Origin of the sequence: Bacillus sp. ATD (assembly GCF_050585765.1) — a bacterium.
GTDB lineage: Bacteria > Bacillota > Bacilli > Bacillales > Bacillaceae > Bacillus > Bacillus stercoris.
In genome coordinates this window covers 392,106-415,231 of sequence record NZ_JBOBQH010000003.1, presented here as the reverse complement: position 1 = coordinate 415,231, position 23,126 = coordinate 392,106, and the positions used below count along the sequence as shown (strand labels likewise).

Genomic DNA, 23,126 nt, shown 5'->3' with positions numbered 1-23,126 from the left:
GTTGTAAATCCTTGAAAAGGAGTGTCGTGATGGCTGATTCTTTTCTGTTTTATAATCTTTCAGAAGCACAGATGACCTTTCAAGATGTGATGGAACGGCTTAAATCCTTTGTTCAAAAGGATCCCCGTTCTTCTTATGTGTTATCGATCGGAACCGATTCACAGGTTTACCGTGATTACACAAAGTTTATTACCGCATTGCATTTGCATCGTACAGGCAAGGGAGCTTGGGGCTGCTTGAAAAATCATACAGTCAACAGACCCATACATAGCCTTCGGGAAAAGATTTCGTTAGAAACGGCCTACAGCCAAGAAACGGCCGCTCATATTCTTGATGGACACTTAATGGATATTACCGATCTGCTCCTGCCCTTTGCCGGTGAGGGGGCGGATCTTACCTTTGAAGTCCACTTGGATATTGGGAAAAAAGGGCTTACAAAAGATCTGATCCAAGAAATGACAGGACGTATCACTTCCATGGGGATTGAGGCCAAAATAAAGCCGGATTCATACACTGCATTCAGCTATGCAAATCGTTTCACAAAATAATTCTGGCTGAAATGCCAAGGGGAATGTCGAATTATGCGGTTGACGTTTGTTTTCTGATTACTTATTCTAGCGGTAGAGCTGAAAGTAAGTTGTCTTGCTTTCAGAGGTATTCAGTATAAAACAGGGGGCCTGATTGCGAATGAGTCTTATCGGTGAACGATTTACAGAAGAAGAACAAAAACTTCTGCTGAATATCCTGATCAACCATGAGTATGCCATCGAGCTATTAAGCAGTGAGATCAACGATATAGAGACAGGGACCAAAAACGTTGACGGAACCACCTACAAAAAACTTGTAACGCTTTACGACCGATTTCGATTTGAAAATTAATGGAACACCCTATAATTGATACTCCACAAAGAGTATCTTTTTTATTGAAAGGAAACTTTTCGACAAATACTGATAAAGTTTATATTATTGCAATATAGGGAATGTATTGAAGATGAAAATGAAAAGGGGTCGAAAACATGATAAGCTTACAATCAGATCAGCTTCTTGAGGCAACAGTCGGACAATTTATGATTGAGGCGGACAAAGTAGCGCACGTGCAAGTCGGAAATAACCTTGAGCACGCATTATTAGTACTGACAAAAACCGGATACACAGCCATCCCGGTTCTTGATCCTTCCTATCGTTTACATGGATTAATCGGGACAAATATGATCATGAACAGTATTTTTGGACTTGAAAGAATTGAGTTTGAAAAGCTTGACCAAATTACTGTTGAGGAAGTCATGCTGACTGATATTCCGCGCCTTCACATCAATGATCCGATTATGAAGGGATTCGGCATGGTCATTAATAACGGATTTGTTTGTGTTGAAAATGACGAGCAGGTGTTTGAAGGAATTTTTACGAGAAGAGTCGTTTTAAAGGAATTGAATAAGCACATACGCTCATTGAATAAGTAGGCTTTAAGGCCTATTTTTATTATATTGGCAGAGCGAAAAAGAAAGCGCATACATAATTTAAATAAGAATAGGGCTTGAATCAGAAACTAAGGTTTTATTAGAATGGGAGATAAGAAAAACTTATTGATAATAAAAAGGAGGACGACATGCAGCTTCAAGAGCTTCATATGCTCGTAGTTTTAGCTGAGGAATTAAACATGAGAAAGGCGGCGGAACGGCTTTTCGTATCTCAGCCGGCTTTATCTCAGCGCTTACAAACCATTGAAAAGGCGTGGGGCACAAAAATCTTTTTAAGGTCCCAAAAAGGATTAACGGTAACGCCGGCCGGGGAGAAAATCATTCAGTTTGCGAATGATGTAACATTAGAGCAGGAAAGAATAAGAGAAAATATTGATGAACTTGAAGGTGAAATTCACGGCACATTGAAGCTTGCCGTCGCCTCTATAATCGGTCAGCATTGGCTCCCTAAAGTCCTGAAGACGTATGTTGAAAAGTATCCGAATGCAAAGATCTCGCTCATAACCGGGTGGAGCAGCGAAATGCTGAAAAGCTTATATGAGGATCAGGTTCATATCGGCATAATAAGAGGCAACCCTGAGTGGAAGGGCCGCAAAGATTACTTAATGACAGATCATCTGTATTTAGTAGATACTGAAATTTCCTGCATCGAAGATATTGCCCATACAGAAAGACCGTTTATCCAGTTTAAAAGTGACAGCACTTATTTTCAGGAAATACAGCACTGGTGGCACCAAAAATTTAAAACGTCGCCAAAACAGACGATATTGGTTGATCAAATTGAAACGTGCAAACAGATGGCGCTGCACGGAATCGGTTATGCCATTTTGCCGTCTGTTACCCTTCAGAATGAAGATAAAGTGAATAAAATGCCTCTGTTGGACCTGAAAGGGCATCCGATCGGTCGGGATACATGGTTATTAGGCTATGAGCCTGCCTTTGAACTGAAACAAGTCCAAGCTTTTGTACAAGTAATAAAGGATATGCTGGATCAGGAAAATCCATTTTAAAGACAGCGATGTGCTGTCTTTTTTTATTTATATGTTGACAGTGAGAATCATTATCATTTAAAGTGATACATATGATATTGAAAATCATTATCAATTAATGAGGTGATAACATGGCTAAAGCCTTGATTACATATGCCAGCATGTCAGGTAATACAGAAGACATTGCCTTCATAATAAAAGAAACGCTTCAGGAATATGAGTTGGATATCGATTGTGTCGAGATAGACGATGCGGATGCGTCGGCTTTAACATCCTATGATTATGTACTGATTGGCACTTATACATGGGGGGACGGCGATTTGCCCTACGAAGCGGAGGATTTCTTCGAAGAGGTCAAACAGCTTCAGCTTAATGGTTTAAAAACAGCCTGCTTCGGATCTGGCGATTATTCTTATCCAAAGTTTTGCGAAGCGGTGAATTTGTTCAGTGCCATGCTGCAAGAGTCCGGAGCTGCTGTGTACCAGGAAACACTAAAAATCGAATTAGCCCCTGAAACAGATGAAGATGTGGAAAGCTGCCGAGCGTTTGCGAAAGGTTTTCTTGCATGGGCAGATTATATAAGCAAGGAAAAAAGCCATGTTTCATAAAGGCGCAACTGCTGTCACGGCATCGGCGTTTTCTGGATATTTTGTGGCGGTACAAAGAGAAGGCATTTTTCATTATTCTATGGAGCAGGGCTGGAGAAAGCTTTTTCGTTTGAAAAGTAAGATACACTGTATCAGTTATATAGGGCCTTACTTATTTGGCGTCGGTGAAAAGGGAATGATCATTCGTTCAGCTGATGAAGGGAATACCTGGACGATGTCGAGCTTTCCGACAAATGCAACAGTGTGGGCGATTACCGGCAGAAACAACGGATTTGTCTGCGCCCATGGCAAGCATTGTATTTATGTATCCGATGATTTTGGTGTCTCATGGCGCGTAGCCAAACCTTTTGCTGAATGTGATAATCCTCCTGTTATCAGGTCGTTATGCCTGCATGGGGACAATCTTTTCATCGGCACGCAAATACACGAATATTTTGGCGGCATTTGGGCTTATGACATTAAGTGTGACACTGTCCAAATTGTCAAAAAAGAAAAAAAACGGATGACGGCATCCATGCTCGTGTTCAATGAAAATTGGCTGGTGGCGGCGATGGGTTCCGTGAAAGGGAAGCACGGAGCTGTCACTATATGGAATCTTTTGACTGATGAAAAATTCACCATACAATCCAGTATGATCAGAAAAGAAGAATCATTTCTTGATCTTTCAGAGGATGATGGCATTATATATGTCACTACAACACAAGATGAAAACGGTTTTTCGAGAATTTACCAGGTTGATCTCGAAGCCCGGTCATTAAAATGGTTCGATACCATTAAGGGGCATGGATGGAGAGTGGCCAATCAGAAAGAGAATTTCTTTTGTGCGGGCTTGTATGAATGCAAATTTGTCCAGCCGTACGAAGTTTCTGCAATGATTCATTAGAGGAGGAATAAAGAATTGGCGAAGATTTTGCTCGTTTATGCAACAATGTCAGGCAACACTGAAGCAATGGCAGATTTGATTGAGAAGGGGCTTCAGGAGGCGGAAGCAGAAGTGGACCGTTTCGAAGCAATGGATATTAGTGATGCCCAGCTGTTTAACGATTATGACCATATTATAATGGGAACCTATACGTGGGGAGACGGCGATCTGCCTGATGAATTTTTAGATCTGGCTGAAGACATGGATGAGATTGATTTTTCCGGCAAAACATGCGCTGTATTCGGTTCCGGTGATACAGCATATGAATTTTTCTGTGGAGCGGTTGATACGCTTGAGGCAAAAATAAAAGAACGCGGTGGCGATATTGTGCTCCCTTCGGTAAAAATCGAAAATAATCCAGAAGGTGAAGAAGAGGAAGAATTAATAAACTTCGGGAAACAATTCGCTAAGAAAAGCGGGTGCGCTGTCTGATCGCCCACTGGGAACTGCTAAAGCGGCTGTTCCTTTTTTTCTTGTCTTTGTATCTTTCCTTTGATACAGTAATGAGGTAGAAAATCAGGAGGAGGACTATACATATGAAAATGATGGACGCAAATGAAATTATTTCATTTATTCAAAATAGCACAAAATCTACACCTGTAAAGGTTTACGTGAAAGGTGAGCTGGAAGGCATCAATTTCGGCGAAGCTGCGAAAGCTTTTATCAACGGAAACACTGGTGTCGTTTTCGGTGAGTGGAGCGAAATCCAAACAGCAATTGAAGAAAACCAAAGCAAAATCGAAGACTATGTGGTTGAAAATGACCGCCGCAATTCTGCGATCCCAATGCTTGATCTTAAAAATATCAAAGCGCGTATCGAGCCTGGCGCGATCATCCGCGACCAAGTTGAAATCGGTGATAACGCAGTCATCATGATGGGCGCTTCTATTAATATCGGTTCAGTTATCGGCGAAGGCACAATGATTGATATGAACGTTGTGCTTGGCGGACGAGCTACTGTCGGGAAAAACTGCCATATCGGCGCGGGTTCTGTACTTGCGGGTGTTATTGAGCCGCCATCCGCTAAACCGGTTGTGATTGAAGACGATGTTGTCATCGGCGCAAATGCTGTTGTGCTTGAAGGCGTAACAGTAGGTAAAGGAGCTGTTGTTGCTGCTGGAGCGATCGTGGTAAACGACGTTGAGCCATACACTGTTGTAGCAGGCACACCAGCTAAGAAAATCAAAGACATTGATGAAAAAACAAAAGGCAAAACTGAAATCAAGCAGGAATTACGCCAGCTGTAAGGAAAGTTTGATAAAAAAGGCGTGGATATATTATCCACGCCTTATTCGTATAGCCAGGAGGAATGAAAAATGAAGAAAGAGGAGCTCATCGCAATCCGCAGAGATTTGCACCGTATACCGGAGCTTGGATTTCAGGAGTTCAAAACCCAGCAGTATTTATTAAATGTCTTGGAACAATATCCGCAAGACAGAATTGAAATTGAGAAATGGCGAACAGGGCTTTTTGTAAAGGTGAACGGGACGGCGCCGGAAAAAATGCTGGCGTACAGAGCGGATATCGACGCGCTCTCCATTGAAGAGCAAACAGGTCTTCCATTCGCATCAGAGCATCCCGGCAACATGCACGCCTGCGGACATGATTTGCATATGACGATTGCGCTCGGCATTATTGATCATTTTGTTCACCATCCAGTCAAACATGATTTGCTTTTTCTGTTCCAGCCGGCAGAGGAAGGGCCTGGCGGTGCGGAACCAATGCTTGAGAGCGATATATTAAAAAAGTGGCTGCCTGATTTCATCACTGCGCTTCACATTGCACCAGAGCTTCCAGTAGGCACCATTTCGACAAAAAGCGGCCTTCTATTTGCGAATACATCAGAGCTTGTCATCGATCTGGAAGGCAAAGGGGGACATGCGGCATATCCGCATTTGGCTGAGGATATGGTTGTAGCGGCAAGTACACTTGTCACCCAGCTGCAAACGATCATCTCTAGAAACACAGATCCGTTAGACAGCGCTGTTATTACAGTTGGTACCATTACCGGAGGCTCGGCACAAAATATCATTGCCGAAACGGCCCACCTGGAAGGCACGATTCGCACGCTTTCTGAAGAATCGATGAAACAGGTAAAGGAGCGGATTGAAGATTTAGTGAAAGGAATCGAAATTGGATTCCGCTGCAAAGGAAAAGTGACTTATCCGTCTGTATATCACCAAGTTTACAATACGAGCGGACTGACAGAAGAATTTATGTCTTTTGTTGCTGAACATCAACTGGCAACAGTAATAGAAGCAAAAGAAGCAATGACGGGAGAGGATTTTGGCTACATGCTGAAAAAATATCCCGGCTTTATGTTCTGGCTCGGCGCTGATTCTGAACACGGGCTTCATCACGCTAAGCTGAACCCCGATGAAAATGCGATAGAAACAGCGGTTAATGTCATGACTGGTTATTTTTCTGTTTATGCCAATTAAGTACAAATGAAAGAATAAAATTCCATAAAATGAGCACTCTAGTAAACGGAGGTGTTCAATAATGGCTAAAAAAATTGGAATTGAACAATCGTTATCAGATGTAGAAGCTGCTTTAAAAGAAAAAGGATATGACGTTGTAATGATGAAAAGCCCTGCCGATGCACAAGGCTGTGACTGCTGTGTCGTAACGGGTCTTGATAATAATGTGCAAGGGATAGCCGATACGGTAACACAAGCACCTGTCATTACAGCTTCCGGGATGACGGCTGAAGAAATTTGCAGCGAAGTTGAAAGCAGAATTCAGTAACATAAAAACCGAAGCAAAGAGCTTCGGTTCTTTTATTATTCAGTTTCTTTAGGAAAAGCGCGGTCAAGCGCGGTTTTTATTTCTTTTCTAAGCACTCGCTCGACTCGCCACTGTTCCATATTTTCTGTTTTCGCAATGACTCTGAACACAATTTCAGAAGTCCCCAGTTCTTGAATCCCGATGACATTTGGGCCTTCTTTTATTTGTGGAAGAGCGGCTGCCGTTTCATCACATACTTGCTGTAAAATGTGAATCATTTCATCAATGTTTCTTTCAGCCGGCACTTTAATGTCAACAAGTGCCTGCATGGTTCCCCGAGAATGATTGCTCACGTTTGTGATGTTTCTGTTGGGGATGTAATGCAGTGTTCCGTCAAAGCTGCGGATTTGAGTTGTTCTTAAGCCAACCTGTTCGACAATTCCGTCAAAGGTAGAAACCGTAATATAATCTCCAACATCCAATTGTTTCTCAAGCAAAATAAAAAAACCTGTCACGATGTCACTGACAAGCCCTTGGGCGCCAAATCCGACAGCCAGGCCGACGATTCCTGCCCCCGCTAAAAGAGCGCTTGGATCGTAATGAAACAAATCAAGAACCATGACGAAGAATATGAAAATCAATGTATAGGCAAATATGTTAAGAGTCAGGCTTCGAAGCGTATGTGCACGTCCGATAGACAAACTATTCTGCTCCTCGAATTTTACAAATAGATGTTTAATGATTTTTATGCCTAATGATCGAACGATAAAATAGAGCAATATCATAATAGCAAGTTTAATGAGCAGAACACCGGCATTTGTAATAAGTCCCGCCCAATCATATTGATTAATAAAGTCCATGTTGAGCTCCTTTTCTGAATTGATTGCTGCACATTGAGACTAGATACCCTGTACATGACCATGTTAAACGTTTTATTCAAAAATGTCGAAGCCAAAGGCATGCATGATTTGTTAAAAATTGACTTAGGAAATCTGCATTTATATAATGGTGTTGCAATATAACAAAATATGGTTGATGGACCTTTATTTTCATGAAATGTCGACGTTTAAGCCAAACAATAAATTGGAGGGATACATATGGCAGAACGTATGGTAGGTAAACAAGCTCCTCGTTTTGAAATGGAAGCAGTCCTTGCAAGCAAAGAATTTGGCAAAGTAAGTCTTGAGGAAAACATGAAAAACGACAAATGGACGGTGTTGTTTTTCTATCCAATGGACTTCACTTTTGTTTGTCCGACAGAAATTACAGCAATGTCTGACCGCTATGACGAGTTCGAAGATCTTGATGCAGAAGTCATCGGGGTTTCAACTGATACGATCCATACTCATTTAGCTTGGATCAATACAGACCGCAAAGAAAACGGTCTTGGCCAGCTGAAATATCCGCTTGCTGCTGATACAAACCATGAGGTATCCCGGGAATATGGTGTTTTAATCGAAGAAGAAGGTGTGGCTTTACGCGGGTTGTTTATTATGAATCCTGAAGGGGAGCTTCAATATCAAACTGTTTTCCATAACAACATAGGGCGTGATGTGGATGAAACGCTTCGTGTTCTTCAGGCGCTGCAGACTGGCGGACTCTGTCCGGCTAACTGGAAACCAGGCCAAAAAACACTGTAAATCTTTCTAAGAACGAAAGGTTTAGCATATCCGTTAGGCTTTTCTGTTTAATAGGAGGGAAATGCAATGAAATTACGTCAGCCAATGCCTGAATTGGCGGGAGAAAAAGCTTGGTTAAATGGTGAAGTGACGAGAGAGCAATTGATCGGGGAAAAACCGACGCTTATTCATTTCTGGTCCATCAGCTGTCACTTGTGTAAAGAAGCAATGCCGCAAGTGAATGAATTTCGTGATAAATATAAAGATCAACTGAATGTTGTAGCTGTGCATATGCCCCGTTCCGAAGATGATCTTGACCTTGGTAAAATTAAAGAAACAGCTGCTGAACACGATATCACTCAGCCGATTTTTGTTGACAGTGACCATGCTTTAACCGATGCATTTGAAAATGAATATGTACCTGCGTATTATGTGTTTGATAAAACAGGACAGCTCCGTCACTTCCAAGCCGGCGGTAGCGGTATGAAAATGCTTGAGAAACGTGTGAACCGTGTTTTGGCTGAAACGGAGCAAGTATCTGAATAGTTTTTCCTAAAAACCTGATCTCATCAGGTTTTTATTTGTGCAAAAAAGCAATGGAAGAAGAGTAAGAAGCTTATTTTTCCAGATTTGGGCATAGGAAATGATGATTTGTTTCATTCATACGCTAAAAAAACAGCTAATTTTTGATGTTTTTCCTCAATTTTAGATAAATCACATATCTCATAACTCGAAAATTGTAGATATTACACTAAATTTCTTTAAAGAAGTAAGTAAAATATATATTTTCAACATTATACCAAATAAACTAGAAAGCCCCTTGATCCCTTGAGAATAAAGGACTCTTTTGAAAAATAAAACATTTTCAGAAAATAAGGAATTTTTCATAGAGTAAATATAATAGTAAAATGCTAAAATAATAGTTGATAAAATTACTTTTGTAATCTAATATCTTAATTAAAGATGTTAATTTTGATAGGGGGTACATTGAGGAATGTTTAATGAAAGAGAAGCTTTGCGCTTGCGGTTAGAACAATTAAATGAAGCTGAAGTGAAAGTCATTCGTGAATATCAAATTGAACGTGATAAAATATACGCAAAATTAAGAGAGCTGGACAGAAATGGAAGCCCTTCCGAAATCAAAAAGGATTTCCGTTCTGAAAAAAAGCCTGACTCTTTGCCTGTTCTCGCTGAGCTTGCGGCTCAGGAAATCAGAAGCTATCAGCCGCAATCACAGCAGCAGTCTGTGCAGCCTCAGCTTCAATCTATTTCCTCTCTTCCTGCCGGTATACCAGACGGAACAACACGAAGAAGAAGAGGAACGGCAAGACCGGGATCAAAAGCAGCTAAGCTGCGTGAAGCTGCCATTAAAACATTAAAACGCCATAACGCGGCGATTAAAAGCTCCGAGCTTCAAAAAGAGATTGAAAAAGAAAGCGGTCTTGAAATCCCTAATATGACAACGTTTATGCAAAGCTTAATTAAAATGTACCCGGAAGTGAAAAAGCCGTATCGCGGCCAGTACATTTTAGAAGGTGAAATCGAAACTGCAGAATCAGCCGAATCTGCAAATGAATAAATATACAGAAAAACTGCTTGGCATTGCTCAAGCAGTTTTTTATTTGGTTTTTTTCTGTGAAGGTTTGTTTTCTTTTTCAAGATTAAGTTTATACACCCACTTTTGATATGGCTTTTCTTCAGCGGCCCTGTTTTTCAGCCCCTCGATTGTTTGGCTCATGGCCTGGTCTGATGATTGGGCGCGGGTAAGCTGTTTTTGAAGCACATGTATCTGTTTGGTGACATCTTCAAGGATGGTTTCTACATGATTTGGCTGCGCGTAGACCGCTGGAGCTTCTTCTGTTTTTTCTTTTTGTTTCGTGTTGCCATCAATATCGGCAAAATGAGAAGCAATCCAGGCATCGCTTTCATCAAGCTGCCGTTTATACGATATAATAGTTTCGTGAAATAATTTTTCTTTCGTTTTTTCGATGTCTAGCAATCTTTCTTTCGTTTCTATGATTCGATCTTTCATATGATCAACTTCTATTTTAATATGTTGTAGCTGATATTCTTTTTCTACCATTTGCTCTTTTAGACGCCCGTTTTCAGTTTTTATCAATTCGGCTTGCTGTTTTGCCTGAAGCAGTGCATTTTGCTCCTGCTCAATAGAGGCCTGAAGTTGACTGATACGTTTATGAAGATTTTTATTTTCTTCTTCGATTTTGATTTTAGCAATATGAAGCTTATGTTTTTCTTCGATTTCGGCTCTGCGTTTATAGGTTTCAGCAGATAGAAGCTCCTGTAAAACAACGATTTTATCAAGCAGTTCAGCTCTTATTTGGTGCAGAGATTGGCTGGTGTGAGAGGCATGTTTTTCTTTTGTTGACATTTGTGTTAATTCGGCAGTCAATTGCTGGAGTTTTTCTTTCATATCGTTATTTTCTTTGAGCAATTTGTTATTTTTCTGATGAAAGTAGCTTGCTTCAAATTCAGAAATCAGCTTATGGCACCTTGAAAGCTCGGATTTTAAATAAAGGTTCTCCTGAGACACGTCGTGGAAAAAAGGACCTGATCTTTTCATTCGAACCATCTCCCTCATGATGTTAACACTACAATATGCAAATACTGAACAGCTATTCCTCTTTAATAAACAGACAAGCAGTAGCGTTGAGCCTTTGCTTTTGCTATGCTTTTAACGAACTAGAGGTGAGATGACATGAAGCATGTAAACGTACTGCTGGCAGGGGGAGCCTCGCGGCGATTTGGAGAACCGAAAGCGTTTGTCAAATGGAAGGGCAGGATGCTTTACGAATGCGCTAAAGAGGCACTTGGAGAACATACGGTTATCATCAGCCGTCCCGAATTTATTGATAGATTTCAAGAAAACGGTGAAAATGAAGTGTATCAAGATGCTGAGCCATTTCAAGGCATGGGGCCATTGGCTGGTATATATACCGCTTTTAAAAAGACCGACGGTGATCTTTATACTGTTCTTTCCTGTGACACACCGCTGATACAAAGAAGGACGATGCTGGAGCTCAAACGTCTGATGACTGCCGATACGGACGCGGTAGTCCCGATTTCAGACGGACAAATGCAGCCATTGATTGCGATTTACCACAAACGTATCATGCCGGTTCTATACGATCAGCTTTCTGAGAAAAGACTGAGAATATCAGATTTATTAGGCAGAATGTCGGTTTGTTACGTACAGGCTGAAGATATCGGAGCAAGTCCGGCAGAGTTTATCAATATTAATACACGCGATGATTTTAGCTGTTTGGACGATAAGTTGAACTCCTTCAGACGGGACTGACGGAGCAATAACATGATAAGATGACATAAAAGATAAGGAGAACAGGTTTGATGGAGGAACGTTATTCACGGCAGATCAGATTTAAGCAAATTGGGGAAGAGGGTCAGAAAAGGCTGGCAGACAGCCATGTGCTGGTTGTCGGAGCGGGAGCGCTCGGCACTGCAAGCGCTGAAGGGCTTTCGAGAGCGGGAATCGGTACTGTTACCATTATTGACCGTGACTATGTGGAGTGGAGTAATCTTCAAAGGCAGCAGCTTTATACAGAAAGCGATGCCAAACTCCGCATGCCGAAAGCCATGGCTGCCAAAGAGCATCTATCAGCAATTAACAGCGACATACATATTGAAGCATATGTTACCGAAGGAACAGCCGAAACGCTAGAGCCGCTGATTGAAAAAGCAGATGTCGTGATCGACGCGACAGATAATTTTGAAACCCGCATGCTGATAAACGATCTTGCCCAGAAAACAAAGACACCGTGGGTCTATGGCGCCTGTGTAAGCAGCCAGGGAATGTTCATGACGGTCATTCCCGGAGAAACCCCTTGCCTGTCTTGTTTGTTTGAGCAAATTCCAGTCGGTGGGGCGACGTGTGATACTGCCGGCATTATTCCGCCGGCTGTGCATATCGTTTCAGCATATCAGCAAGCTGAGGCATTAAAGTTGTTAACAGGCCAAATAGAAGCAATACAGCGCGGTTTTGTGACATTTGATGTCTGGAACAATTCGCATATGAAGATTAACGTTGATCATGTACGCCGTGAGGATTGCCCGTCTTGCGGAGCAAATGCGGTATATCCCTATCTTCAGGATTGGAACACGCCGAAAGCCGCTGTACTATGCGGCCGTGATACAGTACAGGTAAGGTCGGAATCATTAAAAAGAATCCCGAAACAGGAACTCGTTAAGCGGCTGAAGAAAATCGGCAAGGTTGAGGCTAATTCGTTTTTGCTGCATATTTTTTACGAGGATTACAGAATTGTCATTTTCAATGACGGACGGGCACTGGTGCATGGAACAAATGATGTGAAAGAAGCCAATTCCGTGTTGGCAAGAGTGATTGGATTGTAACAACAGGAGGGGTCAGAATGCTGGAGAAAAGAACACCGATACCGGTAGACGAAGCAGTTCGGCGTGTCTGCCATTTTCAAAAACAAGGTGAAACAGAATGGGTGGCGCTTGAAGACAGCCTTCATCGATTTTTAGCCGAAGATATAACTGCGGATCACCACGTACCCGCGTTTGACCGTTCGCCATACGACGGTTTTGCTGTCAGAGCGTGCGATACGGCAGAAGCTTCACGTGAAAACCCAACTCGGTTTGAAGTCATTGACCATATTGGAGCGGGGTCAGTATCTGAAAAAGAACTTGGCCCGTTTCAGGCCGTGCGGATTATGACCGGCGCGCAAATCCCTGAAGGGGCAGATGCAGTCGTCATGATTGAACTGACTCAAACCTTTGAGGAGAATGGGAAGGCGTTTATGTCTTTAAAGCGCCGCTTTCAGCCGGGAGATAATATTTCAAAAACAGGTGAGGACGCTCAAAAAGGGAGTGTTTTACTAAGAAAGGGCACCCGGGTGACACCAGGAGTGACTGCTCTATTGGCAACTTTCGGATACGCTTCGGTGCCTGTGGTGAGAAAGCCTGTTGTCGGGATTATCGCAACAGGTACCGAATTGCTGAATGTCAGTGATCCACTGGAACCGGGGAAAATCCGCAACAGCAATGCAAGTATGGTATATGCACAAGTGACAGAAGCTGGCGCAATACCGCTTTATTTAGGGAAAATCTCTGATGAGCTGGATAAAAGCTTTGCTGCAGTGAAAGAAGCGATGCAAAAGGTGGATTTCCTGATCACAACTGGCGGTGTGTCAGTCGGTGATTTTGACTTTTTGCCTGCGATCTATGAAAAACTCGGAGCAGACGTGCTGTTTAATAAAGTTGCCATGCGCCCGGGCAGCGTGACAACGGTGGCGCATGCAAACGATATGCTGCTGTTTGGCCTCTCAGGTAACCCGTCGGCATGCTATGTCGGTTTTGAACTGTTTGTCAAGCCAATGATCCAGACATGGCTGTTTAATGAAACACCGCATTCGATTTGTGCGGAAGCTGTTCTGGCCAAAGATTTTCCGAAGCCGAACCCGTTTACCCGATTTGTTCGTGCGCTTGTGCACCATCAGGAAGGGCAGCTGTTGGCGACACCCGTCGGGTTAGATAAGTCGAGCTCTGTCACGTCACTAGCAGAAGCCAATGCTTTCATTATCCTGCCAGGCGGGACGAGAGGCTACGAATCTGGCAGAACGGTTCAAGTGCTGCTCATCAGAGAAGAGAATGGAAGTGAGTGGCCTTGGTCCGTCCTTTCCCAATCGTCCAAGTTGTAGGATTTCAAAACAGCGGGAAAACAACGTTTATCGAGCGTATTCTTGAAAAAGCCTCTGAACAGGGGGCTCATTTGGGCTGCCTGAAGCATCATGGTCACGGCGGTGAACCGCAAACGTTCACGGAAGGAAAAGACACGGACCGTTACAAGGCGGCAGGTGCTGATGTGACAGCGGTAGAAGGTGCTGGTGTGTTACAGCTGACAGTCCGCCGCAATTGGGATTTGGCACGGCTGATCGAGTTATATCAATTTCTCGAAACAGACTGTCTTCTGATTGAAGGGTTTAAAAATGCCCCTTATCCTAAAGTGGTCATCCTACGTGAAAAGGAAGATCTGGAAGCGCTGCAGGCAGTAAATATAATCGCCATCATCTATAGGAAAAAAGAGCATATGACAGAGCATCAGGGATTGCCCGTTTTTCATGCGGATGATCCGGTTGCCGTGGATTTTGTGCTTTCACAGCTGAAGGGGGAATCTGCATAATGAAACGGTTTGAGATTACGAAAACACCTATTATTACTGAAGACATCATTAAAAAAGTGGAGAAACGGGAAGCAGGGGCAATTACCACATTTATTGGCACGGTTCGGGAATGGACAAACGGAAAAAGAACGGTTCGGCTTGAATATGAGGCATATGAACCAATGGCCGTGCAAATGCTTGCTCAAATCGGAGCTGAAATCGAAGAAAAATGGGAAGGCGCTTCCGCTGCAATCACGCACCGTATAGGTGTGCTGGATATCGGTGAAGCAGCGGTCGTGATCGCTGTATCTTCTCCCCATCGCAAAGCTGCTTATGAAGCCAATGAGTATGCGATCGAACGAATTAAACAGATTGTGCCGATTTGGAAAAAAGAAATTTGGGAAGACGGTGAGCAATGGATCGGCGACCAGCTTGAAACAACAGCTTATCCGAATGGAAAACCAGACCTAAGCGAGGGAGAGCAGCATGATTAAAATACTTTTATTTGCAGGGCTTGCTGAACAGGCCGGTACACAAGCACTAGAAATAGATATGGAACAAGCAACCATAGATGAAATAAAAGCGAGCCTAAAAGAACAATATGGTCTTGAATCCCTTGATACGGCTATGATTGCCGTTAACGAAAGCTATGTAAAAGAAAATACCTCTGTATCTTCAGGTGACACGGTGGCCATCATACCGCCGGTCAGCGGGGGATGAAAACCGGACGGCATTTCAGCCATCCGGTTTTTCTGTATGTCATTGGCATATCCCCAAGTATCCCTAGCATACAATGATTTTCTGTAAGCGTTTATTCTACATATATTACTCCCTATAAAGTAAGAGACTCACTCCATAATTAGACTGAATTTTTGAAAAATGATAGAACTTTATTTCGGGTATCGATATAGTAAAGATGATAAATGTTGGAAAGGTGCTGGATATGGAGACATTTAAAAGATTAAAAATGTATTATTGGCCGTACCGAAAAGTGTTTTTGTGGTCGCTTCTAGCCATGCTTTTAATGACTGCGGTTACTGTCGTTTATCCGATTATCCTGCAAATTACGATTGATGAGATCGTACTGGGAAGGCAGTATCAGCTTGCAGCATGGGTCAGCTTGGGATTTATTGCGGTAATGGCCTTGAAAGGAACCGCTACCTTTTTTCACCAATATTTAGGTGATATGTTTGGAATCAAATCCGTTTATCGACTGAGAAATAGCCTGTATGAAAAACTGCAGCGGCTTTCTTTTTCTTATTATGATAACGCGAAAACAGGAGATTTGATGTCCAGGCTGACAGCTGATGTTGAAGGGCTTCGTTTTTTCTTATCATACGGCCTCGCTGAGCTCATTCGCTTCGGCCTGCTGGTCGCCATCAGCTTTACGGTTATGTTTTACTATTCTGTTCCCCTCACGCTCGTGACAATAGCAGTTCTGCCATTTCTCGCTGTTGTGGTATATCGGTTTGATAAAAGAGTCCATCCTGCCTTCAGAGGCATCCGCAAATCGTTTGCAAAGCTCAATACAAAAGTGCAGGAAAATATCAGTGGCATCAATACGGTTAAATCTCTTTCCAGAGAAGACTTCCAAGTCAGTATTTTCAATAAAGCCAATGCGGAATACAGAGCCCAATATTTACGAACATCATCCATCTGGTCTGCGTATTTCCCTTTAATGGAGTTCATCGGTAACATTTGTATTGTAGCTCTCCTCTCATACGGCGGATACTTGGTTATGCAAAATCAGCTCAATCCCGGTGAACTTGTTGCTTTCTTCAGCCTTGTCAATTATATGATGTGGCCGATTATGAACTTAGGCTTTGTCATTAATATGTTCTCTCAAGCAAAAGCATCAGGTGAACGCCTGCTCGACATTCTGGAAAAAGAAGAAGACATTACAGATCATCCTCTTGCTTTATGTAAACAAAAATTAACTGGAGATGTCCATTTCAAAAATGTTTCTCTTGCATACGGAAAAGAACAAACAAGCGCGCTGTGCAATGTAAGCTTTGAGGCAAACAGCGGGAAGGTAATCGGACTGTTGGGCCCGACGGGTTCGGGAAAAAGTTCAGTGACACAGCTTCTGACCAGATTTTACAGCCCTGTTAGCGGAACGATTACCATTGATCACAAACCCATCACAAATTATTCATTAAAAACGCTTCGCTCCAATATCGGAGTCGTACTTCAAGAATCCTTCCTGTTTTCATCCACGATCCGATCAAATATTTCGTATGGGCGGCCGGGTGCTTCAATGGAAGATATCATCGAAGCAGCAAAAAGGGCGCAGGCCCATAACTTTATCATGGAGCTTCCTGATGGGTATGACACCATGCTGGGAGAGAGGGGAATGGGGCTTTCCGGCGGACAGAAACAGCGTATTGCCATTGCGAGAGCCATCTGTTTGAACCCGAGCGTTTTAATATTGGATGATGCCACAAGTGCAGTAGATATGCAAACGGAGCACAGCATACAGCTTGCCTTAAAAGAAGTCATGAAAAACCGCACAACCTTTATCGTTGCTCACCGCATTTCTTCACTGAAACACGCCGATGAAATTCTCGTTTTTAATAAAGGACGCATTTGTGAAAGGGGAACACATCATGAGCTTCTTGAAAAAGAAGGCTACTATAAAAAGATTTACGATTTGCAATACCGTGATGTCAAAATGATGAATGAGCCGCATGAGGTCGGATAGGGAGGGGCCAAATGAAACAAGCGAAAAAACAGGGGATTTTAGAGCGTTTCTATTACTCTTCAGATGAAATCATTGAAAAGCCGTTTAACTGGGCTCAAATGTGGCGGCTGCTGAGCTATGTCAAACCATATCGAAAAACCATTTTGCCGCTTTCTTTTCTCACCGTATTGATTGGTACTGCTGTGAAGCTTGTGATCCCCATTCTGATCGGTGTTTATGTTCTTGATCAGGCGATTACGGCGAGAAACCCGGAGCTGCTGATTCAGCTCATTTTAGTCATTAGCGGTTTATATGTCCTTAATTACGCCGCCAATGTGTTAAGAATCAGGTGGATGAATCAGCTTGGCCAGCATGTCATTTTCGATTTGCGGCAGCATTTATTTACACATGTGCAGCGCTTATCCCACCGATTTTTTGATCAGCGGTCGGCGGGATCGATCTTAGTCAGGATCATGAATGATATTAACTCTCTTCAGGAGCTATTTACAAGCGGAGTCATCAATTTATTGACCGACTTGCTTCTCCTGGCCGGCGTGATTATTATTTTGTTTACGCTGAGCCCTGAGCTGACTATAGCCATCATGGTGACATTGCCGATTATGTTTTTTATTTCAACAAGTCTCAGAAAAAAAATACGCCGATCTTGGCAAACGGTACGGCTCAAGCAATCAAAGCTCAACTCTCATCTAAACGAAAGCATTCAAGGCATTCGGGTCACACAGGCATTTACGCAGGAAGAAGAAAACATGGCGTATTTTGACGGTGTCAATCAGGAGAACTACCAATCATGGCGGGAAGCAACTAAAAAAAATGCCATGTTCCGTCCGCTGGTGGAAATGACGAATGCGATTGGGACGGCAGTCTTGATTTGGTATGGCGCCACACTCATTATGAATGAAACCATTACGATTGGCGTCTTCGTTTCTTTCGCTTTCTACCTGGGGATGTTTTGGGAACCTATTTCGAGACTGGGCCAGGTCTATAATCAACTGTTAATGGGAATGGCATCATCAGAACGGATTTTTGAGTTTCTGGACGAACAGCCAAATGTCAAGGAGAAGCCGAATGCCATTCATAATGAAAAGATAAATGGGCAGATCAGCTTTGAAGAGGTTGAATTTTCGTATGATGAAAAACGAAAAGCCCTTCATGCCGTTTCCTTTTCTATTCCTGCTGGCTCGACGCTTGCGCTTGTCGGGCATACAGGGAGCGGAAAGACGACGATTGCCAATTTAATCAGCCGTTTTTATGATGCGACCGGAGGCACCATTAAAATAGACGGTATACCGATTAAGGATCTCTCTATTGCCAGTCTGCGCTCTCAAATCAACATTGTCCTGCAAGATACATTTATTTTTTCCGGGACCATCATGGAAAATATCCGTTTTGGAAGGCCGAATGCTTCGGATGAAGAGGTGATGAAAGCATCCCAAGCGGTCGGAGCGGATGAGTTTATTTCCGATTTAGCAGAAGGATACGCAACAGAGGTGGAGGAAAGGGGCAGCGTACTGTCTGCTGGTCAGCGTCAACTCATTTCCTTTGCAAGAGCATTGCTCGCCGATCCGGCTATTATCATCCTTGACGAAGCAACGGCAAGCATTGATACAGAGACGGAAGTGAAAATTCAGCAGGCCCTAAAAACGCTACTGAAAGGGCGCACGGCAGTGATGATTGCCCACAGATTGTCTACGATCCGCGATGCCGACCGCATCATTGTTCTTGATCACGGCAAGAAAATAGAAGAAGGAAACCATGAGCAGCTGCTCGCTAAAGAAGGCGTGTATGCCGGGCTTGTGAAAGCGCAATACAGAACAGCGATAGAATAATATGAAAAGCCTTCAGTATAAATTGAAGGCTTTTGGAAATTCATTAGAAAAACATGAAACTTTTTGATATCCTTCCCGTACTATTGGATAGATATTCTCAAGGAGGTTTTGAAATGGAAACGAATGTAGAAAAAAACAGCGGAACGTCGGCTGAAAAGCCTTCACTTTTTGGAGTGATCACAAGTCCATCTGTTCAATTTGAAAGAATAAGAGAAAGGCCGGCTGTATGGGGACCGCTTTTGATTGTCGCAGCAATTATCATCGTCGGTGCTGTGCTGCAATCACTCGGTACGGATTATAGTGAGCTTTTGAAAAGCCAGGATACGCAAGGGCTATCAGCTGAACAAATGGAGGCTGTCGCAACAATAACCAAATTTGGCGGAATGGCAGGCGCAATTATCGGAGGTATCGCAGCATTATTTATTGCCCCTCTTATTTATTGGCTCTGTGTAAAAGCATCAGGCGGTGTTACGACATACAAAAAAATGCTTTCTCTCGGTTTGTTTGTCTCTTTAATTAGCAGTCTCGGATTATTGGTGAACGGAATCGTTGCTTTTACGACTGACGTGAATCCTCTTTACAGCACGACGTCACTGGCAGGGATTACCCAATCTGACGGGGCTCTTGCCAGCGTGTTAAATACCTTTGAAATTTTCAGCATCTGGAGCTTTGTATTATTAGCAATCGGACTTCACAAAACGGGAGGCATCTCCAAAAAAGCCGGATGGATTTCAGCAATCATTCTATTCGGAATTTTAGTTGTATTTTCGCTCTTTTCAGGTTTAATTAATTCTGTGGCGGGTGCATAAGTTCATGAAAAAAGTCTGGATCGGAATTGGCATCGCCGTTATAGTCGCTCTTTTTATTGGAATAAATGTATACCGGTCTGCCGCTCCAACAAGCGGCAGCGCCGGCAAGAAGATACAGACGGGAAGCCTTGAAGAAAAAGAAATCTCATCAAAGGTTATGGTTCCCGGCACACTTAAATTTTCAAATGAACAGTATGTCTTTTATGAAGCTGATAAGGGGACATTAGAAGACATTAAAGTGAAGGAAGGCGACAAAGTTAAAAAGGGCACGACTTTAGTCACCTATACAAATGAGCAGCTGAGTCTGGAAAAAGAACAGAACCAGTTGACCGCTGAATCGAACCAGCTTCAAATTGAACAAACTCAAGAAAAGATAAAAGCGTTAGACAATAAAGAAAAAGATCTGGCGAAACAGGTTGGGAAGAAAGAAGCAGAAAAACAAATCGAATCTGAACGGACAGAGCTTCAAATGCAGAAAAAAACAGCTGAGATCGAATTAAAACAAACCGAGCTTCAGCGGCAGTCACTTGCCAGCCGGGTGTCAGATTTAGAAGTGAAAAGTGAAATTGAAGGCACCGTTATTTCTGTCAACCAAGAAGCGGCATCCAAAAAGTCAGATATTCAAGAGCCTGTCATACATATTGGCAACCCCAAAGACCTCGTCGTCTCAGGGAAATTGTCTGAATACGATACACTGAAAGTTAAAAAAGGCCAGAAGGTCACACTCACTTCAGATGTTATCCAGGATAAATCATGGAAAGGCACGGTTTCCGCAGTCGGACTTGTTCCTGATCAGCAGGAAAGCGCTGCGGCACAAGGAACAGAACAGGCGGTCCAATACCCGCTTCAAGTGAAAATAAAAGGAAAGCTTCCTGAAGGAAAGCCAGGCTTTAAATTTATCATGAATATTGAAACCGATAAGCGAAAAGCAAATACGCTTCCTTCAAAGGCAGTCAAAAAAGAAGATGACCAATATTATGTGTATACAGCAAAAGACGGAAAAGCAAAGCGAGTTGATGTCAAAATCGGCGAAGTGACAGATGATCTGACAGAAATTAAAGAGGGGCTTTCCCAAGATGATCAAGTCATTTTGAATCCATCTGATCAGGTGACTGACGGAATGGAAGTGAAATCTTAAATGATTCAGCTTTCTAATGTGCGAAAAAGCTACCAGATCGGCAGGGAAACATTTGATGTTCTCCATTCTATTCATTTGGACATTCATCAAGGGGAATATGTCTCGATTATGGGACCGTCAGGATCAGGGAAATCGACGATCATGAATATTATCGGCTGTCTTGACCGACCGACTTCCGGTACGTATAAATTGGACGGCGAGGACGTTTCTTCATATAAAGATAAAGAACTGGCGGCAGTCCGTAACCGGTCAATCGGATTTGTATTTCAGCAATTTCAGCTTCTTCCGCGGCTGAACGCAAAAAAAAATGTTGAGCTGCCGATGATTTATTCCGGGATAGGCAAAAAAGAACGTCAAGAAAGGGCTGAGAGAGCATTGGAAAAGGTCGGGTTAGCCGATCGAATGCTCCACATGCCCAATGAGCTGTCGGGCGGGCAGAAGCAGCGGGTGGCGATTGCGAGGGCGATCGTGAATGAGCCCAAATTAATTTTAGCTGATGAACCGACCGGCGCGCTGGATACGAAAACAAGCGTAGCGATTATGGATCAGTTTACAGCTTTAAATGCCGAAGGAACGACAATCGTTCTTGTTACACACGAGCCCGAAGTTGCAGATTGCACGAACCGGATTGTTATGGTGCGTGACGGCAATATTGTTCCTGCCAGCTCAGGCCAAAGGAGTGTGGGGGAATGAGCCTGTTAGAAAACATCAGAATGGCTCTAAGCTCTGTCCTTGCCCATAAAATGCGTTCGATCTTAACAATGCTCGGCATTATCATTGGTGTAGGCTCTGTCATCGTTGTCGTTGCGGTAGGGCAGGGCGGTGAGCAAATGCTGAAGCAGTCGATCAGCGGACCGGGAAATACAGTGGAGCTATACTATATGCCAAGCGACGAAGAGCTTGCAAGCAATCCGAACGCTGCAGCTGAATCTACGTTTACAGAAAACGATATTAAAGATTTAAAAGGGATAGAAGGCATTAAACAAGTCGTTGCCTCGACTTCTGAAAGTATGACAGCGCGTTATCATGAAGAGGAAACCGATGCTACGGTTAACGGAATAAATGATGGATACATGAATGTCAATTCTTTGAAAATCGAAAGCGGCAGAACCTTTACAGACAATGACTTTCTCGCGGGGAATAGAGTCGGAATCATCTCTCAAAAGATGGCTGAAGAGCTGTTCGATAAAAACTCCCCTTTAGGTGAAGTTGTCTGGATAAACGGACAGCCCGTTGAAATTATCGGCGTGCTGAAAAAAGAAACAGGCTTGCTTTCTTTCGATTTAAGTGAAATGTATGTACCATTTAATATGATGAAATCCTCTTTTGGTACAAGTGATTTCAGTAACGTATCATTGCAGGTTGAATCAGCAGACGATATAAAATCGGCTGGGAAAGAAGCGACACAGCTGGTAAATGACAATCATGGCACAGAGGATTCGTATCAAGTGATGAACATGGAAGAGATTGCGGCCGGGATTGGCAAAGTAACGGCAATAATGACGACGATTATCGGTTCAATTGCGGGCATCTCTCTATTGGTTGGCGGAATCGGTGTCATGAATATTATGCTTGTATCAGTCACAGAACGGACGCGGGAAATCGGAATCAGAAAATCACTCGGTGCGACAAGGGGACAGATCCTGACTCAGTTTTTAATTGAGTCAGTCGTATTGACGCTGATTGGCGGCCTGATCGGGATTGGTATTGGGTACGGAGGGGCCGCGCTTGTTTCAGCCATTGCGGGCTGGCCGTCACTCATATCCTGGGAGGTTGTATGCGGGGGCGTGCTGTTCAGTATGCTCATTGGTGTTATTTTCGGCATGCTTCCTGCAAATAAAGCCGCAAAGCTTGATCCGATTGAAGCGCTGCGTTATGAGTAGCCTCATGCAACATGCATGAGGTTTTTTTATGTGTAGTGATTTCTACTATGAATATAAAAGACTTTTTTCATTAAAATAAGAAGAAAATGTCGTACAATTGTCCTTATTTTTGTCGAATTTACAGTTTACAAACCCTATAGACATACGTTAATATGGATAAACGTGAAAGATTTTGATAGTTATTGAATGAATTTGAATGATTTTAGTTGCCTAAACTGAAAATAGCGTTTACAATGAAATTGTATTCAAAATGAATACGTTTTCATTAG

At 42.9% G+C, this 23,126-nt stretch carries 27 protein-coding genes; 25 read left to right on the top strand and 2 right to left on the bottom strand.

Going from position 1 to position 23,126, the window contains the following annotated elements; translation table 11 throughout:
* The first annotated feature begins 29 nt into the window (after positions 1 to 29).
* The 10 genes from ACQXR1_RS10385 to ACQXR1_RS10340 all read left to right on the top strand — a co-directional run bounded on the left by ACQXR1_RS10385 (position 30) and on the right by ACQXR1_RS10340 (position 6,745).
* The gene (locus tag ACQXR1_RS10385; RefSeq protein ID WP_014663792.1) at positions 30 to 548 is read left to right on the top strand and encodes a ribonuclease H-like YkuK family protein; all 519 of its coding nucleotides are present in this window, start codon (positions 30 to 32) and stop codon (positions 546 to 548) included.
* Between the two features lie 133 nt (positions 549 to 681).
* The gene (gene abbA / locus ACQXR1_RS10380) at positions 682 to 879 is read left to right on the top strand and encodes an AbrB antirepressor AbbA (RefSeq protein WP_010886502.1); all 198 of its coding nucleotides are present in this window, start codon (positions 682 to 684) and stop codon (positions 877 to 879) included.
* A 137-nt stretch (positions 880 to 1,016) separates the two neighbouring features.
* Positions 1,017 to 1,460: a cyclic-di-AMP-binding protein CbpB gene (cbpB, locus tag ACQXR1_RS10375; RefSeq protein WP_003218674.1), complete on the top strand. Its 444-nt coding sequence runs from the start codon at positions 1,017 to 1,019 to the stop codon at positions 1,458 to 1,460.
* A gap of 146 nt (positions 1,461 to 1,606) precedes the next feature.
* Positions 1,607 to 2,488: a transcriptional regulator CcpC gene (gene ccpC, locus ACQXR1_RS10370; protein ID WP_014663793.1), complete on the top strand. Its 882-nt coding sequence runs from the start codon at positions 1,607 to 1,609 to the stop codon at positions 2,486 to 2,488.
* 110 nt (positions 2,489 to 2,598) lie between these two features.
* Positions 2,599 to 3,075: a flavodoxin gene (locus tag ACQXR1_RS10365; RefSeq protein ID WP_095431409.1), complete on the top strand. Its 477-nt coding sequence runs from the start codon at positions 2,599 to 2,601 to the stop codon at positions 3,073 to 3,075.
* Positions 3,065 to 3,958, top strand: coding sequence for a WD40/YVTN/BNR-like repeat-containing protein (locus ACQXR1_RS10360; RefSeq protein ID WP_430772065.1), 894 nt, complete (start codon positions 3,065 to 3,067; stop codon positions 3,956 to 3,958). Before ACQXR1_RS10365 ends, ACQXR1_RS10360 begins: the two co-directional genes overlap by 11 nt.
* Positions 3,959 to 3,973: 15 nt before the next feature.
* On the top strand, positions 3,974 to 4,429 hold the full coding sequence (locus ACQXR1_RS10355) for a flavodoxin (RefSeq protein ID WP_227098490.1): 456 nt from the start codon (positions 3,974 to 3,976) through the stop codon (positions 4,427 to 4,429).
* A gap of 104 nt (positions 4,430 to 4,533) precedes the next feature.
* Positions 4,534 to 5,244 carry a 2,3,4,5-tetrahydropyridine-2,6-dicarboxylate N-acetyltransferase gene (gene dapD, locus ACQXR1_RS10350; RefSeq protein ID WP_014663797.1) on the top strand — a complete coding sequence of 237 codons (711 nt, stop codon included), beginning with the start codon at positions 4,534 to 4,536 and terminating at the stop codon, positions 5,242 to 5,244.
* A 69-nt stretch (positions 5,245 to 5,313) separates the two neighbouring features.
* Positions 5,314 to 6,438 carry an N-acetyldiaminopimelate deacetylase gene (locus ACQXR1_RS10345; protein WP_430772064.1) on the top strand — a complete coding sequence of 375 codons (1,125 nt, stop codon included), beginning with the start codon at positions 5,314 to 5,316 and terminating at the stop codon, positions 6,436 to 6,438.
* Between the two features lie 61 nt (positions 6,439 to 6,499).
* Complete coding sequence (locus ACQXR1_RS10340; RefSeq protein ID WP_003232382.1) at positions 6,500 to 6,745, top strand: YkuS family protein; 246 nt, start codon at positions 6,500 to 6,502, stop codon at positions 6,743 to 6,745.
* A gap of 35 nt (positions 6,746 to 6,780) precedes the next feature.
* Here ACQXR1_RS10340 and mscT read toward each other — a convergent pair whose 3' ends face one another.
* Positions 6,781 to 7,584, bottom strand: a complete 804-nt coding sequence (gene mscT / locus ACQXR1_RS10335) for a small-conductance mechanosensitive channel protein MscT (protein WP_430772063.1) — start codon at positions 7,582 to 7,584, stop codon at positions 6,781 to 6,783.
* A gap of 237 nt (positions 7,585 to 7,821) precedes the next feature.
* On the opposite strand from mscT, the gene ahpA reads away from it, so the two are divergent.
* From ahpA to rok, 3 genes are all read left to right on the top strand, one after another.
* Complete coding sequence (ahpA, locus tag ACQXR1_RS10330) at positions 7,822 to 8,364, top strand: biofilm-specific peroxidase AhpA (RefSeq protein ID WP_014663800.1); 543 nt, start codon at positions 7,822 to 7,824, stop codon at positions 8,362 to 8,364.
* Positions 8,365 to 8,430: 66 nt separating this feature from the next.
* A complete protein-coding gene (gene ykuV / locus ACQXR1_RS10325) occupies positions 8,431 to 8,889 on the top strand; it encodes a thiol-disulfide oxidoreductase YkuV (RefSeq protein WP_069838844.1) in 459 nt (152 codons plus the stop codon).
* A 448-nt stretch (positions 8,890 to 9,337) separates the two neighbouring features.
* Positions 9,338 to 9,922, top strand: a complete 585-nt coding sequence (gene rok, locus ACQXR1_RS10320) for a transcriptional regulator Rok (protein ID WP_014663802.1) — start codon at positions 9,338 to 9,340, stop codon at positions 9,920 to 9,922.
* Between the two features lie 39 nt (positions 9,923 to 9,961).
* Here rok and cse15 read toward each other — a convergent pair whose 3' ends face one another.
* Positions 9,962 to 10,924, bottom strand: coding sequence for a spore protein Cse15 (gene cse15 / locus ACQXR1_RS10315; protein ID WP_430772062.1), 963 nt, complete (start codon positions 10,922 to 10,924; stop codon positions 9,962 to 9,964).
* 135 nt (positions 10,925 to 11,059) lie between these two features.
* Here cse15 and ACQXR1_RS10310 point away from each other — a divergent pair, with 135 nt between their 5' ends.
* From ACQXR1_RS10310 to skiZ, 12 genes are all read left to right on the top strand, one after another.
* Positions 11,060 to 11,659, top strand: a complete 600-nt coding sequence (locus ACQXR1_RS10310) for a molybdenum cofactor guanylyltransferase (RefSeq protein ID WP_069838842.1) — start codon at positions 11,060 to 11,062, stop codon at positions 11,657 to 11,659.
* Positions 11,660 to 11,709: 50 nt separating this feature from the next.
* Positions 11,710 to 12,729 (top strand): molybdopterin-synthase adenylyltransferase MoeB, encoded by a 1,020-nt coding sequence (locus ACQXR1_RS10305; RefSeq protein WP_103748820.1) that lies wholly within the window; start codon positions 11,710 to 11,712, stop codon positions 12,727 to 12,729.
* A gap of 17 nt (positions 12,730 to 12,746) precedes the next feature.
* Positions 12,747 to 14,039 carry a molybdopterin molybdotransferase MoeA gene (locus ACQXR1_RS10300; protein ID WP_430772061.1) on the top strand — a complete coding sequence of 431 codons (1,293 nt, stop codon included), beginning with the start codon at positions 12,747 to 12,749 and terminating at the stop codon, positions 14,037 to 14,039.
* Positions 14,000 to 14,521, top strand: a complete 522-nt coding sequence (gene mobB, locus ACQXR1_RS10295; RefSeq protein ID WP_430772060.1) for a molybdopterin-guanine dinucleotide biosynthesis protein B — start codon at positions 14,000 to 14,002, stop codon at positions 14,519 to 14,521. Before ACQXR1_RS10300 ends, mobB begins: the two co-directional genes overlap by 40 nt.
* On the top strand, positions 14,521 to 14,994 hold the full coding sequence (locus ACQXR1_RS10290; protein ID WP_014663808.1) for a molybdenum cofactor biosynthesis protein MoaE: 474 nt from the start codon (positions 14,521 to 14,523) through the stop codon (positions 14,992 to 14,994). The genes mobB and ACQXR1_RS10290 overlap by 1 nt, the downstream gene beginning before the upstream one ends.
* Entirely contained in the window at positions 14,987 to 15,220 is a 234-nt protein-coding gene (moaD, locus tag ACQXR1_RS10285; RefSeq protein WP_069838838.1) for a molybdopterin converting factor subunit 1, read from the top strand. The genes ACQXR1_RS10290 and moaD overlap by 8 nt, the downstream gene beginning before the upstream one ends.
* A gap of 223 nt (positions 15,221 to 15,443) precedes the next feature.
* On the top strand, positions 15,444 to 17,201 hold the full coding sequence (locus tag ACQXR1_RS10280) for an ABC transporter ATP-binding protein (protein WP_430772059.1): 1,758 nt from the start codon (positions 15,444 to 15,446) through the stop codon (positions 17,199 to 17,201).
* Positions 17,202 to 17,212: 11 nt separating this feature from the next.
* Entirely contained in the window at positions 17,213 to 19,027 is a 1,815-nt protein-coding gene (locus ACQXR1_RS10275) for an ABC transporter ATP-binding protein (protein ID WP_430772058.1), read from the top strand.
* Between the two features lie 113 nt (positions 19,028 to 19,140).
* On the top strand, positions 19,141 to 19,836 hold the full coding sequence (yknW, locus tag ACQXR1_RS10270) for a toxin SDP protection protein YknW (protein ID WP_430772057.1): 696 nt from the start codon (positions 19,141 to 19,143) through the stop codon (positions 19,834 to 19,836).
* A gap of 4 nt (positions 19,837 to 19,840) precedes the next feature.
* Entirely contained in the window at positions 19,841 to 20,974 is a 1,134-nt protein-coding gene (locus tag ACQXR1_RS10265; protein ID WP_430772056.1) for an efflux RND transporter periplasmic adaptor subunit, read from the top strand.
* Positions 20,975 to 21,667, top strand: a complete 693-nt coding sequence (gene yknY, locus ACQXR1_RS10260; RefSeq protein ID WP_136654521.1) for an ABC transporter ATP-binding protein YknY — start codon at positions 20,975 to 20,977, stop codon at positions 21,665 to 21,667.
* A complete protein-coding gene (gene skiZ, locus ACQXR1_RS10255) occupies positions 21,664 to 22,857 on the top strand; it encodes a sporulation-delaying-protein transporter subunit SkiZ (protein ID WP_430772055.1) in 1,194 nt (397 codons plus the stop codon). Before yknY ends, skiZ begins: the two co-directional genes overlap by 4 nt.
* Positions 22,858 to 23,126 lie beyond the last annotated feature (269 nt).